The sequence below is a fragment of the Pedobacter sp. PLR genome (assembly GCF_026239675.1).
GTDB lineage: Bacteria > Bacteroidota > Bacteroidia > Sphingobacteriales > Sphingobacteriaceae > Pedobacter.
On the sequence record NZ_JAPIVQ010000011.1, the window covers coordinates 1 to 24,662 of the forward strand.

General features: G+C 41.3%; 19 protein-coding genes and 1 pseudogene. 16 read left to right on the forward strand and 4 right to left on the reverse strand.

Annotated features, from left to right (window positions below; translation table 11 throughout):
* From OQX61_RS22355 to guaB, 10 genes and pseudogenes are all read left to right on the forward strand, one after another.
* Positions 1-1,005: pseudogene (locus OQX61_RS22355) on the forward strand (hypothetical protein); the annotation flags it as partial.
* Between the two features lie 57 nt (positions 1,006-1,062).
* On the forward strand, positions 1,063-1,923 hold the full coding sequence (locus tag OQX61_RS22360; RefSeq protein WP_265844052.1) for a hypothetical protein: 861 nt from the start codon (positions 1,063-1,065) through the stop codon (positions 1,921-1,923).
* Between the two features lie 3 nt (positions 1,924-1,926).
* Positions 1,927-2,712 carry a hypothetical protein gene (locus OQX61_RS22365; protein WP_265844053.1) on the forward strand — a complete coding sequence of 262 codons (786 nt, stop codon included), beginning with the start codon at positions 1,927-1,929 and terminating at the stop codon, positions 2,710-2,712.
* Entirely contained in the window at positions 2,709-3,521 is an 813-nt protein-coding gene (locus OQX61_RS22370; protein ID WP_265844054.1) for a hypothetical protein, read from the forward strand. Before OQX61_RS22365 ends, OQX61_RS22370 begins: the two co-directional genes overlap by 4 nt.
* 42 nt (positions 3,522-3,563) lie before the next feature.
* Positions 3,564-4,865, forward strand: coding sequence for a gliding motility-associated C-terminal domain-containing protein (locus OQX61_RS22375; protein WP_265844055.1), 1,302 nt, complete (start codon positions 3,564-3,566; stop codon positions 4,863-4,865).
* A 22-nt stretch (positions 4,866-4,887) separates the two neighbouring features.
* Positions 4,888-5,859 (forward strand): type IX secretion system membrane protein PorP/SprF, encoded by a 972-nt coding sequence (locus OQX61_RS22380; RefSeq protein ID WP_265844056.1) that lies wholly within the window; start codon positions 4,888-4,890, stop codon positions 5,857-5,859.
* A gap of 65 nt (positions 5,860-5,924) precedes the next feature.
* Positions 5,925-7,928, forward strand: a complete 2,004-nt coding sequence (locus tag OQX61_RS22385) for an OmpA family protein (protein WP_265844057.1) — start codon at positions 5,925-5,927, stop codon at positions 7,926-7,928.
* A gap of 325 nt (positions 7,929-8,253) precedes the next feature.
* Positions 8,254-8,844: a sigma-70 family RNA polymerase sigma factor gene (locus OQX61_RS22390; protein ID WP_265844058.1), complete on the forward strand. Its 591-nt coding sequence runs from the start codon at positions 8,254-8,256 to the stop codon at positions 8,842-8,844.
* Positions 8,845-8,995: 151 nt separating this feature from the next.
* Entirely contained in the window at positions 8,996-10,249 is a 1,254-nt protein-coding gene (locus OQX61_RS22395; RefSeq protein WP_265844059.1) for a FecR family protein, read from the forward strand.
* Positions 10,250-10,387: 138 nt separating this feature from the next.
* Positions 10,388-11,863, forward strand: a complete 1,476-nt coding sequence (gene guaB, locus OQX61_RS22400) for an IMP dehydrogenase (protein WP_265844060.1) — start codon at positions 10,388-10,390, stop codon at positions 11,861-11,863.
* A gap of 83 nt (positions 11,864-11,946) precedes the next feature.
* Here guaB and OQX61_RS22405 read toward each other — a convergent pair whose 3' ends face one another.
* On the reverse strand, positions 11,947-12,696 hold the full coding sequence (locus tag OQX61_RS22405) for a hypothetical protein (protein ID WP_265844061.1): 750 nt from the start codon (positions 12,694-12,696) through the stop codon (positions 11,947-11,949).
* A gap of 39 nt (positions 12,697-12,735) precedes the next feature.
* Between OQX61_RS22405 and OQX61_RS22410 the strand changes: the two genes are divergently transcribed.
* Positions 12,736-13,431, forward strand: coding sequence for a diphthine--ammonia ligase (locus OQX61_RS22410; protein ID WP_265844062.1), 696 nt, complete (start codon positions 12,736-12,738; stop codon positions 13,429-13,431).
* Positions 13,432-13,476: 45 nt separating this feature from the next.
* Here the strand turns inward: OQX61_RS22410 and OQX61_RS22415 are convergent, their stop codons facing one another.
* The gene (locus tag OQX61_RS22415; RefSeq protein ID WP_265844063.1) at positions 13,477-14,808 is read right to left on the reverse strand and encodes a TIGR00341 family protein; all 1,332 of its coding nucleotides are present in this window, start codon (positions 14,806-14,808) and stop codon (positions 13,477-13,479) included.
* A gap of 199 nt (positions 14,809-15,007) precedes the next feature.
* Between OQX61_RS22415 and OQX61_RS22420 the strand changes: the two genes are divergently transcribed.
* From OQX61_RS22420 to OQX61_RS22440, 5 genes are all read left to right on the forward strand, one after another.
* Positions 15,008-15,223, forward strand: coding sequence for a hypothetical protein (locus OQX61_RS22420; protein WP_265844064.1), 216 nt, complete (start codon positions 15,008-15,010; stop codon positions 15,221-15,223).
* A 315-nt stretch (positions 15,224-15,538) separates the two neighbouring features.
* A complete protein-coding gene (locus tag OQX61_RS22425; RefSeq protein ID WP_265844065.1) occupies positions 15,539-17,167 on the forward strand; it encodes a carboxyl transferase domain-containing protein in 1,629 nt (542 codons plus the stop codon).
* Between the two features lie 124 nt (positions 17,168-17,291).
* Entirely contained in the window at positions 17,292-18,254 is a 963-nt protein-coding gene (trxB, locus tag OQX61_RS22430; protein ID WP_265844066.1) for a thioredoxin-disulfide reductase, read from the forward strand.
* Between the two features lie 157 nt (positions 18,255-18,411).
* A complete protein-coding gene (locus tag OQX61_RS22435; RefSeq protein WP_265844067.1) occupies positions 18,412-20,313 on the forward strand; it encodes a family 20 glycosylhydrolase in 1,902 nt (633 codons plus the stop codon).
* Positions 20,314-20,351: 38 nt separating this feature from the next.
* Complete coding sequence (locus OQX61_RS22440) at positions 20,352-20,972, forward strand: hypothetical protein (RefSeq protein WP_265844068.1); 621 nt, start codon at positions 20,352-20,354, stop codon at positions 20,970-20,972.
* Between the two features lie 92 nt (positions 20,973-21,064).
* Here OQX61_RS22440 and OQX61_RS22445 read toward each other — a convergent pair whose 3' ends face one another.
* Together OQX61_RS22445 and OQX61_RS22450 are read right to left on the reverse strand one after the other, a co-directional pair.
* Positions 21,065-21,697, reverse strand: coding sequence for a response regulator transcription factor (locus OQX61_RS22445; protein ID WP_265844069.1), 633 nt, complete (start codon positions 21,695-21,697; stop codon positions 21,065-21,067).
* Complete coding sequence (locus OQX61_RS22450) at positions 21,690-24,608, reverse strand: sensor histidine kinase (RefSeq protein WP_265844070.1); 2,919 nt, start codon at positions 24,606-24,608, stop codon at positions 21,690-21,692. Before OQX61_RS22450 ends, OQX61_RS22445 begins: the two co-directional genes overlap by 8 nt.
* Positions 24,609-24,662: the final 54 nt, after the last annotated feature.

A 24,662-nucleotide genomic window follows, 5' to 3' on the forward strand; every position in this document is an offset into this window, starting at 1 on the left:
CAAGGATTGAAAGGTGATACTGGTCCAATCGGCCCAACCGGTTTGACAGGAGCTGCTGGAACTAATGGTATTCAAGGTATTCAAGGATTGAAAGGTGATACTGGTCCAATCGGCCCAACCGGTTTGACAGGAGCTATAGGTGAAACAGGAGCTGCGGGTATACAGGGCCCTACTGGACCAAAAGGTGCCGATGGTATTGGTGGTGTAACTATAGGAAGTCCCTATATCACTGTTTCCGGGGCGGGTACTGCTGCTAGCAACTATGTCGTCACTGCAAACACGGTACACGATTTAGTCAACAATGGTACAAATACATTAACTTCTACAGTCAATGGTGTTGCAAAACCGGCTGCGATAGTAAACACTGTGGCAAACAATCTTACCGGTACTAGTTTAATTACTACAGTTAATGGGGTTCCTTCAACAGCGATTGAATTAGCAAGTTTAAAAATCGAGCCATGGCAAGTTCAGGGTGGTACAACCCCGGCTACTACTAATATTCAAAATATTTACCAAAATGGAAGTGTTGGAATTGGGCTTGCGAGCGGAGGTACCATACCAACGTTTGTTGTTGGTGGTACAACGATCAATCCAAAACTTCATGTCGAAGGTGACGTGGCAACAACGGGGAAATTCTGGACTACCAATAGTGTTTATGCAGATTATGTATTTGAGAAATACTACGATGGTACTTCAAAAATTGATGCTGATTACAAATTCAGGCCGCTATCAGAAGTGGAAGCATTTATCAAAGCGAACAAACATTTGCCTGGAGTAACAGCAATCAGTGGTACCAATAAAACCAGGAATGGTTACACTTTCGATATGACAGCATTGACTATCCAATCTTTAGAAAAACTCGAAGAACTATTCTTACATGTGATTGAACAGGAAAAGAAAATCGAGTTGAAAAACAAAGAAGTAGAAGCATTAAAACAAGATGCCAAATCAATGAAAGCCCGATTGGAAAAATTAGAGCAATTAATATTAAAGGATCATAAATAATCAGGATGCTTAGTGGTGATCATCCGCCGCTAAGCATAATTATCAATGAAAATAATCATGAAAAAGATAACTATACTTTTGGTTTTGCTCTTCAATGTTTTTGTTTTAAAGGCTCAAACAGGAGTAAATATAAAAACACCGGCTGGCTCCTCTATTCTGGAGGTAAATAGTACCAGTAAGGGAGTATTGTTTCCAAGACTGGATATCGGGAATTTAAATAATAAAGCACCGGTAACGGCGACGCCTATGGCGGATGGCTTATGGGCATATAATAGTGGGGCCAGCAATATAAACAGTCAAACCTTACATTACTGGGATATTGCAGCGAACAGTGGTAATGGTGCCTGGATCAGACACCTGTATTTTAAGGAAACACCTAAAGTTGCAACAATTGGTTTGAATAGAAATCTGGCATTTTTGAATAATAAAGTTGCTAATGACGAAGAGGCTATTGGACAGAAAACTACTAATGCTTATCAAATAGTGAACTCTGGTTATATGCCTGGTCTAAGCATTCGGTTGGGTGCTCTTAGTAGATATATAATTGCAGTTGGGCCTGGGGTCTATACCCTTGAAGCGTCCTATTTACTAAATGCTCCGCCTCCTGATCCTGGTAACGGTACAGTGATACAAAACGGATATTATAATATGGGGTATTTGAGTGACATCTGGATCAGGCCATATGATCCAAATACAAATATTTATGGTACCAATTATTTTGGTGGCCGTGTAGAGGGGGCTGTTATATCCAAGGTAGATGTAGATCACCGCATGCGTTTCCTGCACACTTTTGCTGTAACCGGTTCTAATGGGTTTGAAATCGATTTATTTTTAGGTAGAAGAGATGGAGCCACTTTTTACGACCTAGTTAATATAATTGCCAGTGGTACCATCATTAAGTTAACCAAATTGAATTAAGTCATGAAGAAATATATTATTGGGGTTTTTCTGCTGGTCTATAATGGCTATGTATATGCACAAGGTGCTGCAGGTGTAGGTAAGCTGACTGTAAATACTTCAGCAGTTTTGGATTTGTCCAATAGCACTAAAAAAGCTTTTTTGCCGGCACGTGTGCTTTTAACAGATTTGTTTAGCAACGTTACCCCTATAAGCACTCCTGCAGAAGGGCTGATTGTTTACAACACGAGTACAGTTCAACCAAAGGGATTTTATATCTGGAATAAAGGGAGCTGGAGTTTGATGGCTGCTAAAGAAAATTCGGTGACCAATGCCGTTATTCAAAATACAGCAATAGCAAGTGGTATTAATTTGCCTGTTTCCGGGACTTTTGTTCCGATTACAGGAGGAGCCCAGCTCTTTAGTAATATCCCGGCTTTTACCAGTTCCGGAGGAAATTTCACTTTGCCTCCAGGTAATTATACAGTTCAGGTAGCTTTAAATATTCAGGCACTATCAGAGGTTGCAGCGAACGGGATTGGCGCTACAGTTCGGACTAATATTCATTATTATGCTGCTAAACTGAGCAACGGGGCAAGTTCCTACGGTCAGGTGATGACCGATAATCAAACCTCTAACTCCAGCAGTACAACCAACAGCAAACAGCATGTAGCAAATTTCTCCTTCAGTTTTCAAATTACCTCATCCGCAACGATGAGCTTTAATCTGGCGCGTGTTACCGGAGGAACTTATGAAGGAAATATCGACATCTTAAATTCATTTATTCACATTCAGCGCTCGATGTTATGATCAACTATAAAAAATATTTATACCTGGTTTTCCTGTTTTTTTCCAGCCTCAGTTGGGGACAAACAGGTATCAATACCAGAACCCCGAATGCTTCTGCCGCATTGGATGTTACTGCAACAGATAGAGGCGTATTATTACCACAATATACCTTAGGCATTTTAACCGATGCTGTGAATCCAATAATAGCTCCGCTGGAGGGATCTTTAATTTACAACATAGGAGGAGTTAATCCTAAAGGATATTATTACTGGACAGGGCAACGATGGGAGAGGTTGATCGTGAACGGAGAAACAGATCAGATTCTAAACATCAGACTTGCAGGTTTTACACCTACCGGGAATGCCGTTACTTTGATTCCCGGAGGGGTAACCACCGCTAATATCGTAGGTTTTCCAGCTGCATATACCACCGTTGTAAATACGATTGTAGGAGTCAATTATAGCAATGGCGCGTCCATTAATTTGCCCATAGGAACTTACCGTGTGGATATCACTTTCGATTGTATGTCCCCTGCTGGTACAAATAATACGAATTTTGAATCTGCAGGTGATAATCAGCTTTTTGTGGTAAATGCAGGGATAGTAAATTCAGCAAATACATTGATTTCTGATCTAAAAGTATCGTCTACTATATCACAATATGGTGGGGTGAAAAGTGTGCAGGGATATAAGTTTTCTTATATCATAAAATTGGGAACTGCTCAGGATGTTAAAGTGATGTTGAACCATAATAATGGAGCCTCAGATTCGAGCTTAACAAGAGATAACCAGGCCGGCTTGATTGTTACTTTTTACAAATTTTTCGAATAATAACTTACGCCGGGAAAGACCATACAGGCTAATTAAAATACAATGAAAATACAACTACGAAATATAGTTTTACCGGCAGTCTTACTCACTGTGTTTGCGATGAAATCGTATGCGCAAACAGGAGCAGGGAGCATGACTGTGGATAATTCGACGGTAACGATTGCGGAAGGAACAACCGAAATGCGCTTTTCTGAAGGCAGCTATTTCGGCCCTACTGCCGACTGGACCATCGACGGGACTTTGGAGATTTATAGTAAAAACATATGGATTGCACCAGGCGCGACTTTCAAAGGGAAGGGGAGAGTCGTTGTCTACAACCCTGGTAGCAATCCATTTTATCCGGAAATGAAAGCTGCGGCAACCAAAATAGATGGTAATAACGGGGAATTTATTAACCTCCTGATCGAACATCGTAACAACGACAATATCATCTTAGCCGATGTAGATGATCCGGGTTATCAAACCAATAATCCACAAGGCCCCCTGGCTGCGGAATTGAATATTGGAAAAGAAATTGATCTGGCTGTAAACAATGCAGATGTGATCTTAAATGGTTACAATCTGGCCTTTAATACCAGCGGTAAAATCACCAATTATAGCGCAGACCGCATGGTGGTAACCGGCAACAGCATCGCGGGGCATATGGTCAAAGAATACGGAAGCCCTTTCGCTTTTGTGTTTCCGGTAGGGATTGCCGAACGCGATTATGCACCGGCAACATTAGCGCCTTTATCGGCAGGTATTGTATCGGTTAGCGTGCAGGATTATGGGGGCTCATCCGCTTTTACCAAGGGGATTAAATCCGAATTGGGAATGGATAGAAGCTGGCAGATCTATAGCAATAAGCCTTTAAAAGCCGATATGACCTTGCAGCACAACCAAAATACCAACGGGCAGCAATTTAAAGATGCCAGTGCCTCAATCTCGCAATATGTAAATGGTAGTAAATGGGACTTTCTAAAAACAAGCAATCCTGCTACCGGAATTCATACGAGTATAGGTCTGAATGTGCTTTCTGATATGACCGTAAACGGGGGCTGGTTTACCAAATACGCAGGCTCAGGACCAGAGCTTTTAATTCCGAATTTATTTACGCCAAATGGCGATGGAACCAATGATACATTCGAAATCAGGGGGATAGAACAGTTTGCAATAAATGATATCGTGATTGTAAACCGCTGGGGAAATGAAGTATTTAAACAAACAAATTATAGAAATACCTGGAATGGACCAGGCTTAAATGAAGGTACTTACTATTACGTATTGCGTGTAAAAGATGGTGTAGGTTCAGAATGGCGGGTATTTAAAGGTTACATCACGCTGATCAGGGCATTCGATCAATAGCGCTTAACGAAAGGAATAGAAAATGAAATATATAAAAATAGGTATTGCCGCATTACTGATGCTGTGTGTGCAAAAGATTAACGCACAGCAGGATGCGCAGTTTAGTCAGTACATGTTCAATGGTATTTATATCAACCCTGCTTATGCAGGATATAAGGAACAGTTAAACCTGCATAGTTTTTACCGGACGCAGTGGACCGGGATTACCGGAGGTCCAAAGAGTATGTCGCTGGCTGTAGATGCAATTGCCAATGATGGTAATGTAGGGCTCGCTTTGCAGGTGGCCAGTGATCGTTTAGGCGCACAAAGTAACCTGACCGCTTATGGGAATTATGCGTATCGCTTAAGGTTAAATGAAGACGGCTCTGCCCGACTTTCCCTTGGAATTGGCGTAGGTATGGTTCAGTTAGGAATTGATGGTTCTAAATTAAACCCAAATGATCCGGAAATGTATCAACCCGCAGGAATGCAAAGCAAGATTATTCCAGATGCAAGAACAGGTGTTTTTTATTCGGATAACAAATTTTATGTGGGCATATCTGCTGATAACCTGATCGCACAGGCAATTAAGGTTGAAAGTGATGGTTTTATTGCACAACCGAAACCACATTATTACTTAACAGCCGGGGTTTTGATTCCTTTGTCAGAAGGGATTCAGCTTAAACCTTCCTTCTTGTTAAAAGATGATCGGGCAGGCCCTACCAGCTTAGATGTGAATGCTTTTGTGTTGTTAAATGACATCATCTGGCTGGGTGGTTCTTATCGCACAGGTGTGAAGGTATATGACAAGTCGCACCTTCAAAAGGATTTAAGTAACCGGAATTCGGTGATTGCCGCCATGGAAATATTCCCGATTAAAAACCTGAGAATTGGCTATGGATACGATTTTTCTGTCGGCGCATTGAAAGGTTATAGTGGCGGAACTCATGAAATATCCGTTGGCTATTATATCAATAAGAAAAATACCAGAATGCTGACACCACGCTATTTTTAATCCCGCAGGTTAGCATTGAAACTTAAAATATACGCGGGTCATTCCGCTTGTCATTCCAATAGAAAATGAAAAGAACGCTGTTATTATGTCTGTTTACGCTACTCTTATACCTACCTGCCAAAGCGCAGTATGTAATGAAAGAAGCAGATGCCCAATATGATTTGTTTAATTACATCAAAGCCATTGATCTGTATGAGCAAGCTTATGCAAAGAAAAATACGTTGCATGCTGCCCAACGTTTAGCAGAAAGTTATACGTTAACACGCAATTATCCCCAGGCAGAAAGCTGGTATGCAATAGTTGCCGATATACCGGGGAGCCCGGTAGCAAATACTTTAAACTATGCCAAAGCATTGGTCAGCAATAGTAAATATGGCGAGGCGAAAGTGCAGTTTAAACGATACATCGAACAACAAAAAGAGATACCGGAGCTAAAGCAAAAAGGGGGCGTAGCGCAAAAAGAGGATGCAAAACAAAAGGAGTTTTCTTTAGCACAGCAATATCGGTGGTTAAATTCCTGTGATTCGGCCATAAAATGGATGCAGCAACCAAGGCCCGTACTATTGCAAAATGCAGCGGAACTGAATAGTCCGCAATCCGATTGGGGAGCTGTACGATCAAAAGAAGGGATTACTTTTACTTCCGACAGGGGATTAGCCTTTACTGAAAATACTAAGAAATCCAGCAAGCCATTCCTTAAATTTGATGCAGGTAAAACACCCGATAAGCAAACTTATGGTTGGACAGGCAACCGGTATCTGCGTTTATATGGATCTCAGAAATTAGATAATAAAGACAGTTTAGTGCTTTTTCCATTGGATGCAGGCACCGATTATCATGTTGGGGCCGCTAGCTTTAGCAGCGATGGAAATGATATGTACTTTACATTAACACGGATCAGCAAAGACCTGAAGTTTAGTAAAGGGCGTTTAGCAACGGTGAATGTAGAAATATACAGCAGTGGAAAAGCTGCGGATGGCAAATGGGGAAAACCTGTTCCCTTTAAATATAATAATGTGAATGCTTATTCAGTAGGAGATCCATTTATCAGTAAGGATGGTCGTACCCTATATTTTGTTTCTAATATGCCCGGTGGTAAAGGTGGGACAGATCTTTATAGCATCACTAAAAATGTTGTTGGTGAATGGCAGAATGCAGAAAATATAGCCTCCTTAAATACGGAAGGAAATGAGAGAAGCCCTTCAATTGATGAATCCGGCGACTTTTATTTTAGTACCGATGGCCTTACCGGTATGGGAGGTCTTGATATCTTTAAATCAATATATCAAGATAATACTTTTTCTAAACCGATCAATCAGGGTTATCCGGTTAATTCTCCGCAGGATGATTTTGCCTTCAATATGTATACGGCAACTGCCGGATATTTGTCTTCCAATCGCGTTGATGGTTTAGGAAGCGATGATGTTTACCGGATTACCCAACAAATTATATTGGCCTTGAAGCTGGAAGGTAAAGTGTTTAATAAAAAGACAGGTTTACCATTAACTTCCGCATCTGTCACCCTAAAAGCACAGAATGGTAATGCACTGAAAGTGATTACAGATGAAACCGGTTATTATTCCTTTAAAATTGACAAAGATATCGCTTACTATGTAAAGGCCGAAAAAACAGGTTTCAGAAGTGCGGATACGAGTTTTGTGACGCAGGTTTCTCTGGTTAAAGATTTTTATCTGATACCCATCGAAATCAATAAACCCATCCGTCTGGAGAATATCTATTACAATTTTGATAAGTCTAATATCAGGCCGGATGCCGCAATTGAGTTAGATAAATTAGTTAAAATTTTAAAGGATAATCCAACAATCTGGATCGAATTATCCTCTCATACGGATAGCAGAGGCAATGATGGTTATAACATGGCACTATCGCAACGACGTGCAGAATCTGCGGTTAGCTATATCATTTCAAAGGGTGTTGATAAAAACAGAATTACGGCCAAAGGATATGGGGAGAGTCAGTTACTCAACCGTTGTACAAATGGGGTGAATTGTTCTGTGGAAGAGCATCAGCTCAACAGAAGAACAGAGTTTAAGATTGTGAAACAATAAGGTATTATACCGAATGTTTATTTTATTGGTCATGTTTCGGGGATGGGTACTGTGAGAGGTGGGACTATCCCCACTCATGATCTTTTTTTGTAGTATTTATTTTTAAAATAGAATTTTATTTTTTTATATCCATTTAAATATGAGGTTAATGGGCCTTTTTAAAAGGATGTGTTACTTTAAATGTTCTTGTTTAACCTTAACGATTGAAATGTCACCAGGTAGCTGAATAATATGGCATGATATTCGATATAGGAGTAATAAATAGCGCTCTCATGGAATCTGTTGTCCTTAACCTTCAGTTTTCAAGCTAATTACCCCTTTTCGTATGACGCTTGAAGATGACTTTAAAGAACTTGAACCGCAGGCAATACGCCTTGCCGATGTGTCAGATTACTCCAATCTGTTTAATCGGTATTATGCAGGTTTATGCGGTTTCGCGGAAAAGATTATCGGGGATAATTATGCAGAAGACATTGTAGGTGATGTATTCCTAAAGCTTTGGGAAGGAAAATACGTGTTTTGCTCCGAACTTCATTTAAAAGCATTTCTTTATAGAGCGGTGAAAAATGGCTGTCTCAATTTAATTAAAATGACCGGTAGGGCAGAAGATCGCCACCTCTTTTATCAGGAGGAAATCGGAGGAGAGGAGAATACTTTTCTTTTAGCGGTAACGCAGGCAGAAGTGGTCAGAGAGCTCCACCTCGCGATTAATGATTTACCTCCGCAAGCAGGTAGAATTATTAAGCTGACCTACCTTGATGGTTTAAGTAATCAGGAAGCTGCTGATCACCTTGGATTATCGATTCAAACCGTGAAAAATCAAAAGTTAAGAGGTTTGGGGATTTTAAAGAAAAGGTTACCGGGGAAAACGCTGTCTCTGCTGCTCTTACTACCTTATTTCGCATGTTATAATTGATGAATGTAGTTTTTTTGCGAGTCAGAAGCTTGCTTATTCGTTGAGAATGAGGTTAAAATATTGAAAGAATAAACATTAGTTTTGAAGGGTAACGGTGAAGATTAACAAATAGAATTTACGCTTTAAATTATAGAACGTTAAACAGGTTATAATGAAGAAGGATCGACTTTTTGAAAGTTTAAATATAGCTGAATTAATGGTTCGGAAGAAAGCCAGTCGACTGACTGCTGAGGAAGAACAAGCATTAAGAGATTGGGCAGGCCTATCAGAAGAAAATACTGAATTATATTCAGAAATAACTCAAGGCAAGGAACTGGGAAAAGAGATCGATATTTTAAATAAATACAATGCAGCGGAAGCCTTCGCCAAATTTCAAAGTAAAGTTGCGGAACAGCAAGAGGGACAGCAACCTCATGATCTGCCAGAAAATCAGGAGCTAAAGCAAACTCAAAATAGACCAGGACTTCAAAATTCTAACCGCTTTTTAATAGGTATTGCCGCCTCTTTGTTCGTGTTTGTCATCGCTGGATTAGGTTATTATTTCTATGAGAAGAATAGTCCTGCGGAACTTACTGCGACTACTACTGCTTCAGATCAAATCCTACCAATTGGGAACGAGGCCGTGCTCACCCTTGCAAATGGAAAGGAGATTAAGCTATCTAATGCGAAAAATGGAGAACTGGCGGTCGAAGGCGATGTGAAAGTGCATAAAACCAAAGATGGTGAGCTGGCATACACGGTCTCAGCAAATAATAATACACTGGCATCAAATAAAATTGAAACACCAAAAGGAGGGATCTATCAGGTGAGTTTGCCAGACGGCACAAAAGTATGGCTTAACGCAGCCTCTTCTTTGAAATATCCGGTTAGTTTTAATGGCCTTAATCAGCGGCGCGTGGAATTGACCGGGGAAGCTTATTTTGAAATCTCCAAACAACAAAAACCATTCATAGTCAGTATGAAAGGGGAGGAGACAGAAGTCCTGGGGACTCATTTTAATATCAATTGTTATCCGGATGAAGCGGTAATCAGAACCACATTAATGGAGGGGAGTCTAAAGGTATCCATCCCGGGAACGCAATACTCAAAGGTGTTAAAGCCCGGTTATGAAACAGTTGTCGGGAAGTCCATCAAAGGAATTGATCTGGAAAAGGCAGATCTGGAAGCAGCCCTTGCCTGGAAAAACGGGGCCTTTATTTTTGTAGATCAAGATCTTGAAACGATCATGAGAACAATTGGTAGGTGGTATAATGTAGAGGTGGAGTTCGCCGATCCGGAAAAAAGAAAGGTAACCTTTGGCGGTTCTATGTCCAGATATAGCGAGCTTAAAAAGGTGTTAAAAAAGCTGGAACTTACCGGACTGGCAAAGTTTAAACTGGAAGGCCGTAAATTGATTGTACAATAAACACCTGACCATAGGTTAAGGAATCTTAATCTTAGTGTAATCTTTACGCTAAAACCCGCCATTTTTGCAGACCTGTTGCGTATTTGCAATAATAATCGTATGTTTGCCCGGCAAATAGTAACTCCTAAATTATTTGCTATGCAACTAGATCCCAATAAATTTATATCTGAAGGTTTAACGTACGATGACGTATTGTTAGTTCCTGCATATTCTGAAGTTCTGCCACGTGACGTGGATACCGGAAGTTTTTTAACTAAAAAAATACGTTTAAATGTGCCTGTAGTTTCTGCAGCAATGGATACCGTAACTGAATCTGGTTTGGCAATTGCCATCGCACAGGCAGGTGGTATCGGTATGCTACATAAAAACATGAGCATTGAACGTCAGGCAGAAGAAGTCAGAAAAGTAAAACGTTCAGAAAGTGGAATGATCCAGGATCCGGTTACTTTAAATGCAGATGCGAAAGTAGCTGAAGCATTCCAGATCATGAAGGACTTCAAAATAGGTGGAATTCCTGTAATTGATGCTGAAAATAAACTGGTTGGTATCATTACCAACAGAGATCTTCGTTTCCAGAAAGACATGCAACGTAAAGTATCGGAAGTTATGACCAGAGAAAATCTGATCACTGCTCCTGAAGGTACAACGCTTTTACAAGCAGAAGAAATCCTGCAAGACTATAAAATTGAAAAGTTACCGGTAATTAATGCTGAAGGGCACCTTGCAGGTTTAATCACTTTCAAAGACATTCAAAAATATAAAAACTACCCTAAAGCCTGTAAAGATGAACGCGGAAGATTACGCGTTGGTGCAGCTGTAGGTGTAGCAGCAGATAATATCGACCGTGTAGCTGCATTAGTTGCTGCTGGTGTAGATGTGGTTACTGTGGATACTGCTCATGGTCACTCTAAAGGTGTTATCGATATGGTGAAAGCCATTAAAGCACGTTTCCCTGACTTACAGGTAATCGCTGGAAATATCGCTACTGCGGACGCCGCAAGAGCATTGGCTGAAGCTGGTGCTGATGCAGTTAAAGTTGGTATCGGTCCGGGTTCAATCTGTACAACCAGAATCATCGCTGGTGTTGGTGTACCTCAATTGTACGCAGTTTTCGAATGTGCACAGGCATTAATCGGTACAGGGATCCCTGTTATCGCTGATGGTGGTATCAAACAAACTGGTGATATCGTGAAAGCGATCGCAGCAGGAGCCAGCTGTATCATGGCAGGTTCATTGTTCGCGGGAGTTGAAGAGTCTCCAGGTGAAACGATCATCTATGAAGGACGTAAATTTAAATCTTACCGTGGTATGGGTTCTGTAGAAGCTATGCAACAAGGATCTAAGGACCGTTATTTCCAGGATGAAGAAGATGTAGTAACGAAGTTAGTTCCGGAAGGAATTGTTGGCCGCGTTCCTTACAAAGGTACTTTAGCAGAAGTAATCTATCAGTATGTTGGTGGATTGAGAGCTGGAATGCACTACTGTGGAGCAGCAACCATCGATGATTTACAAAAAGCTAAATTTGTACGCATCACCGCTGCAGGTATGAGAGAAAGTCATCCACATGATGTTTCCATCACTAAAGAATCGCCAAACTATTCAAGCAGAAGCTAATTCTTTAATCCTATAGCAAAAGGGGTATCCATGATTTGGATACCCCTTTTGTGTTTTAAAAAGACAGGTTTTAAGGGTATTCTTTATAAGAATTCATCAGGACTAATTTCCCAGGTCCATGGTTTCTTAAAGCTCTGGAAGGTGCGTAAGGTACTGATCGGGAAATCCTGTGTAACCGTTTTATTGACCACCCGGCTTTGATGGCCAAGTCCGGTAGTCACCATGCGCTTCTGGTTCAGGAAATCATATTGCTTGTCGGTCAGCTCCCCGGTACTTTCATTGTAATAATAGTTGCCCGCTTTTTCTAAGGTCCAGGTTTTCTGCTGGTACCCGAATGTGTATTTCAATTTCCAACGCCATTCTCCGCCTCCCTGGAAAGATAAAGAAAGCTGGTTTTTTTCAATACCCATCGGACGTAAAGGGTCGCCCAGAGCGCCACCTTCCTGCGATCTTAAAATGAAGTTGTTATTTTGTGCAGCCAGCTGGTAACCATTTTTGTGCTTAAAGTAAATGGCCAGTATCCTTGGCTTTTGAATTTCAGTGATGAGCTCCGTGGTATTGTCGCCATAGGCTCTGCTTTCGCGGATTTCCTGATGGTATTCCAGGATAACAGCGATGTCTTTCGCGCGGTCCTGATTCAGGTCTCCGGATACAGAATCCAGTATTTTCCATTTATCAGGAATCATTTCCGATAAAGATTTACCCTGATTGGGTAGGCTCGGAAACTTGAAATTCTGCGCGTAAACCACAGTCTGACAGCTCAGAAGGAGTAAAATAATTTTTAGCTTCATACGTTTAGAATAACGACCATACCCTGGAAAAAGTGTGTTCATTGATTTGAACACCGGAATTTCTTGTAATATTGCAGCCTCATGGATAAAAAGATTAGCCTGTTCAATTGGAGTGGCGGGAAAGATAGCTGCCTCGCATTACACCATATTTTAGCAGAAGAGACTTACGACGTACGCTATTTACTGACCACTGTAAACGAAGCTTTTAACAGGGTGAGTATGCATGGGGTACGGGAAGCTTTACTGATCGCACAGGCAGAAAGTATCGGTATTCCCTTGTATCAGGTTCGTTTGTCGGAATCTCCAACTATGGAAGCGTATGAGGAAAGCATGCTGCGCCATATGGAAGCGTTCCGTTCCAAAGGAATTGAGTATTCTATTTTCGGAGATATTTTTCTGGAGGATCTAAGGGTGTACCGTGAAAAGAAGCTTGCTGAAGTAGGCTTTAAGGGCGTGTTTCCTTTATGGAAACGGGATACGAAGGAGCTGATTAATGAGTTCATCTCTCTGGGGTACCGGACAATTGTCGTTTGTGCTCAGGAAGGTCTGGAAGATTTTTGCGGTAGGGTAATTGATGAGCATTTCATTGCCGATTTGCCCCCGGGAATTGACCCTTGCGGAGAGAATGGCGAGTTCCATACTTTTGTGTTTGATGGCCCGGTTTTCAGCAGCCCGATACAGTTTAGCCTCGGGGAAAAAGTATACAAGGAGTTTCCAAAACCGAATGGGGAAGAAGGAGAAGCTTCAGGGTATTGGTACATTGATTTGCTTCCTTAAAGAACGCGCACTCTTTAAGCTATTCCCCGTCCTGATGATATGGTTTTATAATACAATCAGCTTTAAAGAATCTGCTTTAACCCTGTTTTTCAACCACAATCTTAACCGGTCCTGATCAGCGATAGGAATTGGCTTGTAAAAAGAGGCAACCACCATCGTAAGCGTATCAGACTTGTTGGTGTCTAAACGGTTAAACACCGTATTGCTGATACTGTAATCCTTTAAATCCGGGTACAGCACACGAAGTTCCGGCTTTAAATCCGGTAGCAAGAGCTGTAAGGGATCATTGGCAGTGGCTTCATTACTGGTTTTAAACACATCTTCCAGAATACTGGCTTTGATTTGAGAAAGATCAACTTCGTTTTTCGCATTTAATCCTTGCCTGATGATCAATTTTGTCCCTTTTAACTGGTAATTCGGAAGCTTCTGGTTTAAAGAATCCAGCTGTTGTGGCGATAGTTCGGCACCCAGCAGCAATAAATCTATTTCACTACCTTTTCTGTTGTATTTCAGGTTTTTGGAAATCACCTGGGTATTTGTATAATTCAATTGCTGACTGATGAATTTATTGGCGTTATTTTCAAAAATACTTTTGCCGACAATCTGATAAGTAAGGTATATACTTGGTGCAATTGTAATCATGACAACGATCCATATGTAACGACTTACTTTCTGCTCATCCTCTTTGTTTTCAAAGGTTTTCTTTTTGAATTTCAGGTAACGAACGATCAGAAAGGTAGACACACAAATGAAGACACTATTGATGAAATACAGGTAAATCGCACCCATAAAATAGTAGAGGTTTCCGGTCGCAATCCCAAAACCTGCGGTACATAATGGTGGCATTAAAGCGGTTGCGATGGCCACCCCCGGAATAACATTGCTCTTTTCTTTTCTTGTCGCTGCAACTATACCTGCTAAACCGCCTAAACAGGCAATGAAAACATCCCAGATAGAAGGGGAAGTTCTGGCCAGTAATTCCGAAGAGGCCTCATGAAGCGGGGTAAATGTGAAGTATAGCGTAGAAGCAATGATGCTGATGATGGTGGCCAGTGTTAAGTTTCTAAGGCCCTTTTTAACAAGGTCAAAGTCGTTGGTGCCAATCCCAAGTCCGATGCCTACAATAGGACCCATTAAGGGTGAGATCAGCATGGCACCGATAATCACCGCAGTAGAATTTACATTTAATCCGATACAGGCAACAAAAATCGCGAAGATTAAAGTCCATAAGTTGGCGCCTTTAAAGGCTACATTCTTCTTTATTGAAGTGATGGTTTCTTCCTGCGGGGCACTATCTTCCTGTAGGTTAAACCGGTAATTGAAAAATTTGCTGAGTACGCGGTAGAGATCGTTCATGGCCATGATTTTCAAACTCATCACAATTATTGATCCTAAAAACCAGGATTTATTCTTTAGTATTTTGTTTTATAGAATGCATAAAGAAAATGCGGCTGACTGATAAAAATAAATAGGGTTTTCTAACCATCCAATAGGTTAAAATATATAGATTCGGTTAGGAGGTTGTTCTCTCCTCATTTCCATTCAAATTATCCAATTACCCTAATCTATTTCAATTATGAAAAGAATATTCTTCTTTATGATGGCTTTGTTGTGCTGTTTTTTTTCAGCAATGCCGATGCACATTTCCTCACTATGGAAGAAATGCCTTGGGAAAGAAGGCTGCCGGCAAGTCCGGCATGGCCATTTTTCAAAATATTCGGGTAAAGATGTCCAGCTTAAAGGGAAGCTCAGTAAGCATCAGATCTTTTTCATGGACAAAGGGGGGGATTGAAAATGCAACTGGATCAGGCGCAATCGGAACGGCAGTTGATATTGATGCAGTCTTTTTTGAAAGACTATTCGTCTGGGGAAGTACTGGATGTTTTGTATCAGTTGTATAGAGGGTGGGCATACCAGGTATCCATGAAAACGGATCGGCAGGAACGACTCCGGATATTGAACTGTTATTCCGATCTGAGGGATTTGATGGAAGAAATAGGAAAATAATTGGCAGAAATTTATTGCAGTAAGTGGAACAAATGAATGCTTTATACCAAAGCCCGAAACGGACTTTTGTTTCAATCGAAAATAGATTTAACTTGCCCAAATGAATATAGAATTCAACAAAAATGAAGATTTGAATAAGCAGTCGGTTTACGAGTTGAAGACGAAGCTTAAAAAGATATATGAAGGAGGGGGAGCAAAGAATGCAGCAAAACAAAAAGATAAAGGAAAGCTTTTGGCGCGTGAGCGCATCGCTTATTTAATTGATAAGGAAAGCGAATTTCTTGAAGTAGGGGCATTTGCTGCGGATGGGATGTACGCCGAACAGGGTGGATGCCCTTCAGCAGGTGTGGTTACCGGCATTGGTTACGTTTCCGGCAGACAATGCATGATCATCGCCAATGATGCAACAGTGAAAGCTGGTGCCTGGTTTCCTATGACTGCCAAAAAGAACTTAAGGGCGCAGGAAATCGCCATGGAGAACCGTTTACCGGTCATCTATCTGGTAGACAGTGCAGGGGTATTCCTGCCAATGCAGGATGAGATATTTCCGGATAAAGAGCATTTTGGACGTATGTTCAGGAACAATGCGATCATGTCTGCAGATGGGATCGTACAGATTTCTGCGATTATGGGTTCATGCGTTGCCGGTGGTGCTTACCTGCCGATTATGAGCGATGAAGCCATGATAGTAGACGGAACAGGCTCGGTATTCCTTGCTGGTTCTTACCTGGTGAAATCAGCCATCGGAGAAGAAATTGATAATGAAACTCTTGGAGGAGCAACCACCCATTGTGAAATCTCCGGTGTAACCGATTATAAACATCCAAACGACCAGGCTTGTCTGGATAGTATCCGCAATATTATAAGCATGTTGGGTGCCCCGGAATCCGCAGGGTTTGACCGCATTAAACCGGAAATGCCAAAGCTGGATCCACAGGATATTTATGGAATCCTGCCGGAAAGCAGGGAGAAGCCTTATGATATGCTGGAAGTGATCCATCGCCTGGTGGATGGCTCCGCTTTTGAAGAGTACAAACAACTATACGGACAGAGCATCATTTGCGGATTAGGCCGGGTTGATGGCTGGGCAGTTGGTATTGTCGCCAACCAGCGTAAAGTAGTTAAGTCTAAAAAAGGAGAAATGCAGTTTGGCGGCGTGATTTATTCGGATAGTGCAGATAAGGCTGCGCGCTTCATTATGAATTGTAACCAGAAGAAAATTCCATTGGTATTCTTACAGGATGTGACCGGATTTATGGTTGGCAGCAGGTCTGAACAAGGAGGGATCATAAAAGACGGTGCAAAAATGGTGATGGCAGTAGCCAACTCTGTGGTACCTAAATTCACAATTGTGTTGGGCAACTCTTATGGCGCTGGAAACTATGCCATGTGTGGCAAATCTTATGACCCCCGACTGATTTATGCCTGGCCAAGTGCTAAAATAGCAGTTATGGGAGGCTCGCAGGCAGCAAAAGTATTGTTACAAATTCAGGAAGCCTCTTTAAAAGCGAAAGGTGAAACGATCACCCCTGAAAAAGAAGCAGAGCTACTGAAAGAAATTACAGACCGGTATAACAGTCAGACCACTCCATATTATGCAGCTTCAAGGCTTTGGGTGGATGGTGTGATCGATCCTTTAGAGACCCGCAAGGTGATTTCTATGGGGATAGAAGCCGCAAATCAATCGCCAATTAAAAAAGCTTTCAATGTAGGGATCATTCAAACCTAGTTTTCATACCGCTTATTCAGGTATTTTTTTATAATCGGGAGCTCATAATGCGGCTTTCCGGAAGGATGGTACTTGTTATGCGTTGTAGAAAAGTGTAATTTTGTAGTATAACAGAAAAAATAATATGTCACAAGAAATAGAACACGTTCAATGTTTAATTATAGGGTCAGGCCCGGCAGGATATACGGCAGCAATTTATGCCGCTCGCGCAGATCTGAAACCAGTTATGTACACCGGTATGGAACCTGGTGGACAATTGACACAAACCACTGATGTGGATAATTTTCCAGGTTATCCTGGTGGAGTAATGGGACCGGAAATGATGGAAGATTTCCGCAAGCAAGCAGAACGCTTCGGAACAGATATCCGTTTTGGTTACGTAAGTTCAGTGGATTTTTCTTCAATGCCTCATAAAGTAGTAGTAGATGATATTAAAACCATTACTGCAGATACGGTAATTATCTCAACAGGAGCAACCGCAAAATGGTTAGGCTTACCTTCTGAGCAAAAATATAATGGCTTTGGCGTTTCTGCCTGTGCAGTATGTGACGGTTTCTTCTTCAAAGGACTGGATGTTGCCATCGTTGGTGCTGGTGATACTGCTGCCGAAGAAGCAACCTACTTAGCTAAGCTTTGTAAAAAAGTATACATGCTGGTTAGAAGAGACGAATTCAGAGCTTCAAAAGCAATGGTACACAGGGTATTAAATACCCCTAATATTGAAGTGGTTTACCATACTGAAACTCAGGAAATTTTGGGTAACGGTAAAAATGTAACTGCTGTAAGAGTATTAAACAACCAGACTAATGTGGAATCTGAGATTCCTGTAGACGGTTTCTTCGTGGCTATCGGTCACAAACCTAATACAGACATCTTTAAAGGTCAGTTAGATATGGATGAAACCGGATATCTTAAAACCATTCCAGGATCAACAAAAACAAATGTAGAAGGTGTTTTTGCTGCTGGTGATGTACAGGATCATTACTACCGTCAGGCGGTAACTGCCGCAGGTTCAGGATGTATGGCTGCTTTAGATGCAGAACGTTACCTGGCTGCGAAAGAAGATGAAGTAAAAGTTATGTCTTAAACGATCATAAAACACTTTAAAAAGGCGGAATTCGAAAGAATTCCGCCTTTTTAAGTATCAAAGGTTTTTTTTATCTTGTGCGTTCAATTTAATACCAATTGGAAGGAAATCAATAATTCCTTCCGGTTTAACCAAACTAAAAAACACACAAAAACAAATGAAGAAATTATTTACAATGGTTCTGTTGGCATTTATTGCAATAGAAGCTTCTGCACAGCAGGATCAGAACATGGGCATTATTCCCGCTCCCGTATCTGTAAAGAAGTCTAATGGTAACTTTAAATTAGATAAAACGGTAGTTTTAATCTCCAATGAACCAAAAAACTCCAGAATGGCCGACTTGTTCAATGCCTTTGTGGTTACTAAAGCAGGATTTGCATTAAGACCCGCAAAAGCTGCAGCAGCAAATGGAAGAGCCATCATCCTGACTTCTGAAGGTGCAGATAAATTGCCTGCCGAAGGTTATAAAATCAATATTACCGCTAAAAATATCACTATCGTTGGTACAGATGCCGGTTTGTTTTATGGATTGAAATCAATGATGCAGTTAATGCCTGAAAAAGCAAATGACCAGGTATTGATCTCTAACGCTGAAATCAGCGATTATCCACGTTTCAAATATAGAGGAATGCACCTTGATGTGTCTCGTCACATGTATCCGGTATCGTTGGTTAAGAAATATATCGACGTAATGTCTGACTATAAAATGAACAATTTCCACTGGCATTTAACCGATGATCAGGGTTGGAGAATTGAGATCAAAAAATACCCTAGATTAACCGAAGTAGGTGGTAAAAGAAATGGAACCATTATCGGTCATCACCCTGGTGTAGCCACCGACAATAAAGAGTACAAGGGTTATTACACGCAAAACGAAGTAAAAGACGTGATCGCTTATGCTGCGGCAAGGTACATCAACGTGATTCCTGAAATTGAACTTCCTGGTCATGCATCAGCAGCAATCGCCGCTTATCCTGAGTTGAGCTGCTTCCCTGAAAGAGATACTTTTATAGATCCAAAGACCCCATGGTCTGGTAGCAGAAAAGGAAAACAAGTACAACAAACATTTGGTGTATTTGATGATGTGTTTGTACCTAACGACAATACTTTCAAATTCCTTGAAAACGTATTAGACGAGGTAATCGCTTTATTCCCTTCTAAATATATCCACGTTGGTGGTGATGAATGTCCGAAAGAATACTGGAAAGAAAGTGCCTTCTGTCAGAAAATGATTAAAGACCTGAACTTAAAAGATGAGCATGGATTGCAAAGTTATTTCATCCAGAGAATTGAGAAACATGTAAATTCAAAAGGTCGTAAGATCATTGGATGGGATGAAATCTTAGAAGGTGGATTGGCACCAAATGCAACTGTAATGTCCTGGAGAGGTACTGAAGGTGGTATTGCTGCAGCGCAACAAAGCCATGATGTGATCATGACACCTAACGGTGGTGGTTTATATTTCGACCATAAACAATCAAACTCTAAAGATGAGCCTACAAATATTGGTGGTTTATCTAACTACACTTCGGTTTATAACTATGACCCGATGCCATCAGTACTGACTCCTGCTCAGCAGAAATATGTGATCGGTGTACAGGCAAACTTATGGACTGAATATGTTCAGACTCCTGCGAAAGTAGAATACATGATCATGCCTAGAATTTTCTCTTTGGCGGAAATCGCATGGTCACAACCAGAACGTAAAGACCTGAAAAACTTCTCTGAAGAACGTCTTCCGTTACATTTGGCCAGATTAGATAAAACAGGAACAAACTACTGGGTACCTACACCGCTAGGCTTAAATGACAAGGTGATGAACGGAGAAACAATCAACATCGACATCAAGGAGCCAATGCCGGGAGCTAAGATCTATTATACTTTAGACCTGACGCGTCCCTCAACTGCGGCTGACTTATATACTAAGGGCATGACAGTGATCGTTCCTAAAGGAGAGAAACGCATCTTGAAAACAATCGTTATCACTCCATCCGGAAAACAAAGTGTAGTTACCGAAACCGTTCTGAACAATGGTGCTGCGGATGTAAAAGTGAAATAGGTTGCAAAACGAAACACACTGCAAAAACAAATATAAAAATGAAACCAGGTAAATATTTCTTAAAGCTACCCCTGTTATTTGCAGGGCTGCTTTTATTGGCTGCTTGCGGAGATAATGCTTCCGAAAAGATGGCTTCTCCATCAACCACAACTGATCCCTCAGATGCTAAAAAGGGTCAGTTTCCCTTTTACAAGGACATTGCTATACGCCCCGGTGTTAACTTTGAAGTTGTAAGTTGGGGTAAAGGAGTAGACAGTGTTGGCGGATACCTGATCCTATTGTCAGATACGCTGAGAAACAATTATAAATCTTTTTCTAATGAACGTAAGGGAGTCATTACGGATGCCTGGAATATGGACCTCGATAATGATGGGAACCCGGAGATTTATATTGAGTTACTAAGCAAGAAAAATGTGCTGGACCTGAATGTATATGAGTATGCAGGTGGAGAGTTTAGAAAAATCAGTTTCCCGCCGCTGAGCGCTTCTATCAAGAAGAATTATGCCGGAGGGGATAAATTCATCATTAAAAACGGGGATCTGTTCCGCTCTGTTCCTGTGCTGGATGATAAGGACACAACCAATAAAGCAGGTAAAGTAAAAATGTTGCAATACCGCCTAAATGGAAATAGCTTTTCAACCATTGAATTAAAAGAATAATTATACCGGTGAATCCGGTAACGATAACAGCTCAAAAAACGGCCGTATACTTTCAACAGGATACGGCCGTTTTGCGTTGTAAATGGGCGCGGTTAAACCAGTCTTTTATCTTTTGCCACCTGTATTGCTTCTGCCTTAGAATTGACATTCAGCTTCGTGTAGATATTTTTGGTATGTGTCTTTACCGTTTCTACCTCAATGAAAAGTTCCTTGGCAATTTGTCCGCGGTCTTTACCTATGGTGATCAGCTCCAGTATTTGTGTTTCTCTTTTGGTTAAGGGACTATCGGGATTCTTTTGAAGGGAAAGGATGACCGTCTTGGCTACGTCAGGGCTCATCGGGCCACCACCATTCAGCACGTCTTTGATCGCTTCAATTAATTTAGCGGTAGGTGTGTTTTTGGTGAAATATCCGGAAGCACCGTTTGCCAACGCATCAAGGATTGTTTTTTCTGTTTCATAAACAGTCAACATGATAATATAAACCTGTGGCAATAGCTTCTTCAATTGCGGAAGCGCATCAATGCCATTAGTACCCGGAAGCTGTATATCGAGAATGATCACATCAGGCTGATCCTTGCTGATCTTATGTTTTGCAGCATCAAAAGAAGGGTAGGTTGCGACTACCTGATAAGGAGAAGTATGGTTAATTAAATAAGCATAACCTTCTCTGATCGTCTGATCATCTTCGATGATCACAATTCTTGATTCTGGCTGACTATACATTTTTTAGACGCATTAAAGTGGAAAGACTAACTGCTAGCTTAATTTCCGTGCCGGAAGCGTTTGAAATGATATTTAGTTTTGCATTGATTCTTTTTGCTCTCACGTTCATATTGTTTATCCCATGACCATCCATGGATCCTATGGGATCAAGCCCTTGACCATCATCCTTTACGGAGATTTTCAAGGTTTCCCCATCTACTCTTGCTGAAAACACAACCATCCCCGGTTTTGCGTGTTTCAGCGCATTGTGAATCGCCTCCTTAAAGATCATCAGCAGGTTTCTGCTCACATCTAATGATAGTTTTCCATCGTATCCAGCCAGGTCAATATGGGATTGGAAATCGATACTGGTGTTGTTGAACATTTCCTTTCCAAATTCCTGGATATGCCCCAATAGCTCAGTTAACTTATCATTTTTCGGATTTAACGACCACAATATGTCTTTAGTACCCCTATATAATTCATTTACATTGTCGTTGATTTTCGAGATAATGCCTCTCTTTTCCGTATCATCCGGATCAATCATACTGCTCAATACTTCTGATAAGACGGAGATTCGGGTGAGTTTGTTACCGAGATCATCATGAAAATCTTCAGCCGTCTGTTTTCTTACCTTAAACTGCTCTTCCAGTTTGATCGTTAACCTTAATTTTCGCTTGCGCTCATTTAAGTTCAGAATGATGTAGACTGCCAACAGAATCAACAATACAATGAATACAAAGATAAGCAATCGGAATACACCTGTCTGGTAATATGGAGGAGTGATTTCAAAAGAAAAAGAAGCGGTTTCTACAGACGAGACCCCTGCTTTCGTAATGGCTTTTACCTGAAACGTATACTTTCCGGGAGGGATAGAAAAGAAGTTTGTGGAGGTATTTCCGGTACTTTCACTGTACTTATTGTCCAGCCCTATTAGGCGGTACTGGTAAGACAGGCCGTCAGGATTGGCTAAAAATATGCCGGTATAACTAATGTTCAGGTTGTTCTGGTGGAAGGGAAGGGTAACCATATTTCCCAGCTCATTCGCCTTGAAAATAGTCCGTTGTTTGTTTTGACGGCCTTGATTTTGCGCAAAAGCGGTCACTGAATTGATGTATACATAAGGCGGGACAGTTGGCGGTAACCAATGATTTCGGTTGTAAACAATAGCTCCTTTAGTGGTGCCTACCCAAATGTCATCATTATGCTGTAGAATGGCGTTTTGGTTACACTCTACCAATAAATTGGGCTCATTATTGTTTTGTATAACCTTGAAATCCTTCGCATTGATTTTGTTGATGCCTTTACCGGTTCCCACCCATATTACGCCTTGCTGGTCTAAGAGTAGGCTATAGATGTGGTCTGAAGCCAAACCCTGTTCCGTACTTAAGGTTTTTATTTTTCCGGTTTTTCGATCCCAGATCAGAATTCCATTGTCGGAAGTGCCAAAAAGCAAGGAATTCGGACCTGATTTTGCCATGCAGAGTATTGAAGAGCCACTGAGCTGCGGAAGGTTCAAAGGTCTGGTTTGATTTGGCGAATTGATGGCATAAACGCCGTCCTGGGTACCTACAAGGATCTCTCCTTCATTGGTTTCTAATAAAGCGCTGCCAAATTGCTTACTTACCGGTTCCAGTTGCTTTGTTTTTTTGTTCAGCAGGAAACACCCGGCATTGGTGGATACCCAAATCCGGCCTTTCGTATCTTCTAAAATAGCATTGTAGGCAATAGAATGACGATCCAAAGCCATAGGGACGATACTTTTGCCGTTGTAACACCAAAGTCCGCCGTAAACGGTGCCAATCCAGATGTTCTTCTGACGGTCGTTGTAAAGGAAGTTGATGTTCCTGGTGTCTTCCAGTTTAGAAGGGATAGGGATTTCCTTAATTTTCCCTGCCTGATATTTAAATAAACCACCATAAGTGCCGATCCATATTTCGTCATTCCCGGGGCCATCAGCAAGGCTCATTACCGTTTTACTGTTTAGACCCTGAGATTCGTCAAACAGGACATAATCACGGTCTACGTATCTAAAAAGTCCGGTTCCATCAGTAGCTAACCAGATATTGTTCTCTACATCTTTAAAAATGGCATTGACCATATTGTTGGTGAAACCATTCTTTCCGTTAAAATGAATCAGGCTGCTGCTGGTCAGGTAATAGGCCCCACTGCTGTAACCGATCCATATATTGTTTTTGGCATCCTGCTCTATGGCCGTAAATTTTCCGGATACATATTGGCGGATGTTATTTTTATCCAAAGCATAAAGACCATCGCTTGCAATCAGCCATAACTTGTCTTTTTGACGGGCGTCTGTAAAGAAGTCCGTAATCACCAGGTCTTTTAATACTTCGTTTTGTGGATGTGCGACCCAACTCCCTTTCCTGAGGTAAAAAACGCCCTTTTTGAGAATGGCTACTGCAATTTCCCCTTTGGCATCAACCTTTAAAGCAGTCACGTTTTCCTGCGGATCATTACTGATCGTTAGAAAAGTGATTTGTTTTTCATCGGTTTTGAAAAGCCGGGAAGAGGAGAGGCCATACACGGTTCCGGTAGCACTGGTGACAAGTTTGCTCACCCATTCTTTGGTTTGCGCATAATTATCGAACTGAAAACCGTTGAATTTTGAAACACCCCTTGCCGTACCCAGCCATAACTGGTCATTTTTCCCCAGACTGAGTGCAAGGACGAAATTGTTGTTCAGGCCGTTCGTTTTGGTATAGCTGTAAAACTGTTTCCCGTTAAAGGCATTGAGGCCGCCGAGGGTGCTGATCCATAAACGGCGTTTGCTGTCCTGAGTAATCGCGGTTACCTGCGATTGCGTTAAGCCATTTTCAATGTCATACTGGCGGAAGTTATAACGCTGGGCAAAACCAGATACACTGTATAAAAACAGCGAGAGGACAAGGGGGGAAATCGTTTTGTAATACACTTTTGGCGGGAATTCATGGTTTAAACCATTGTAAATATATTTATCCTGACAGAC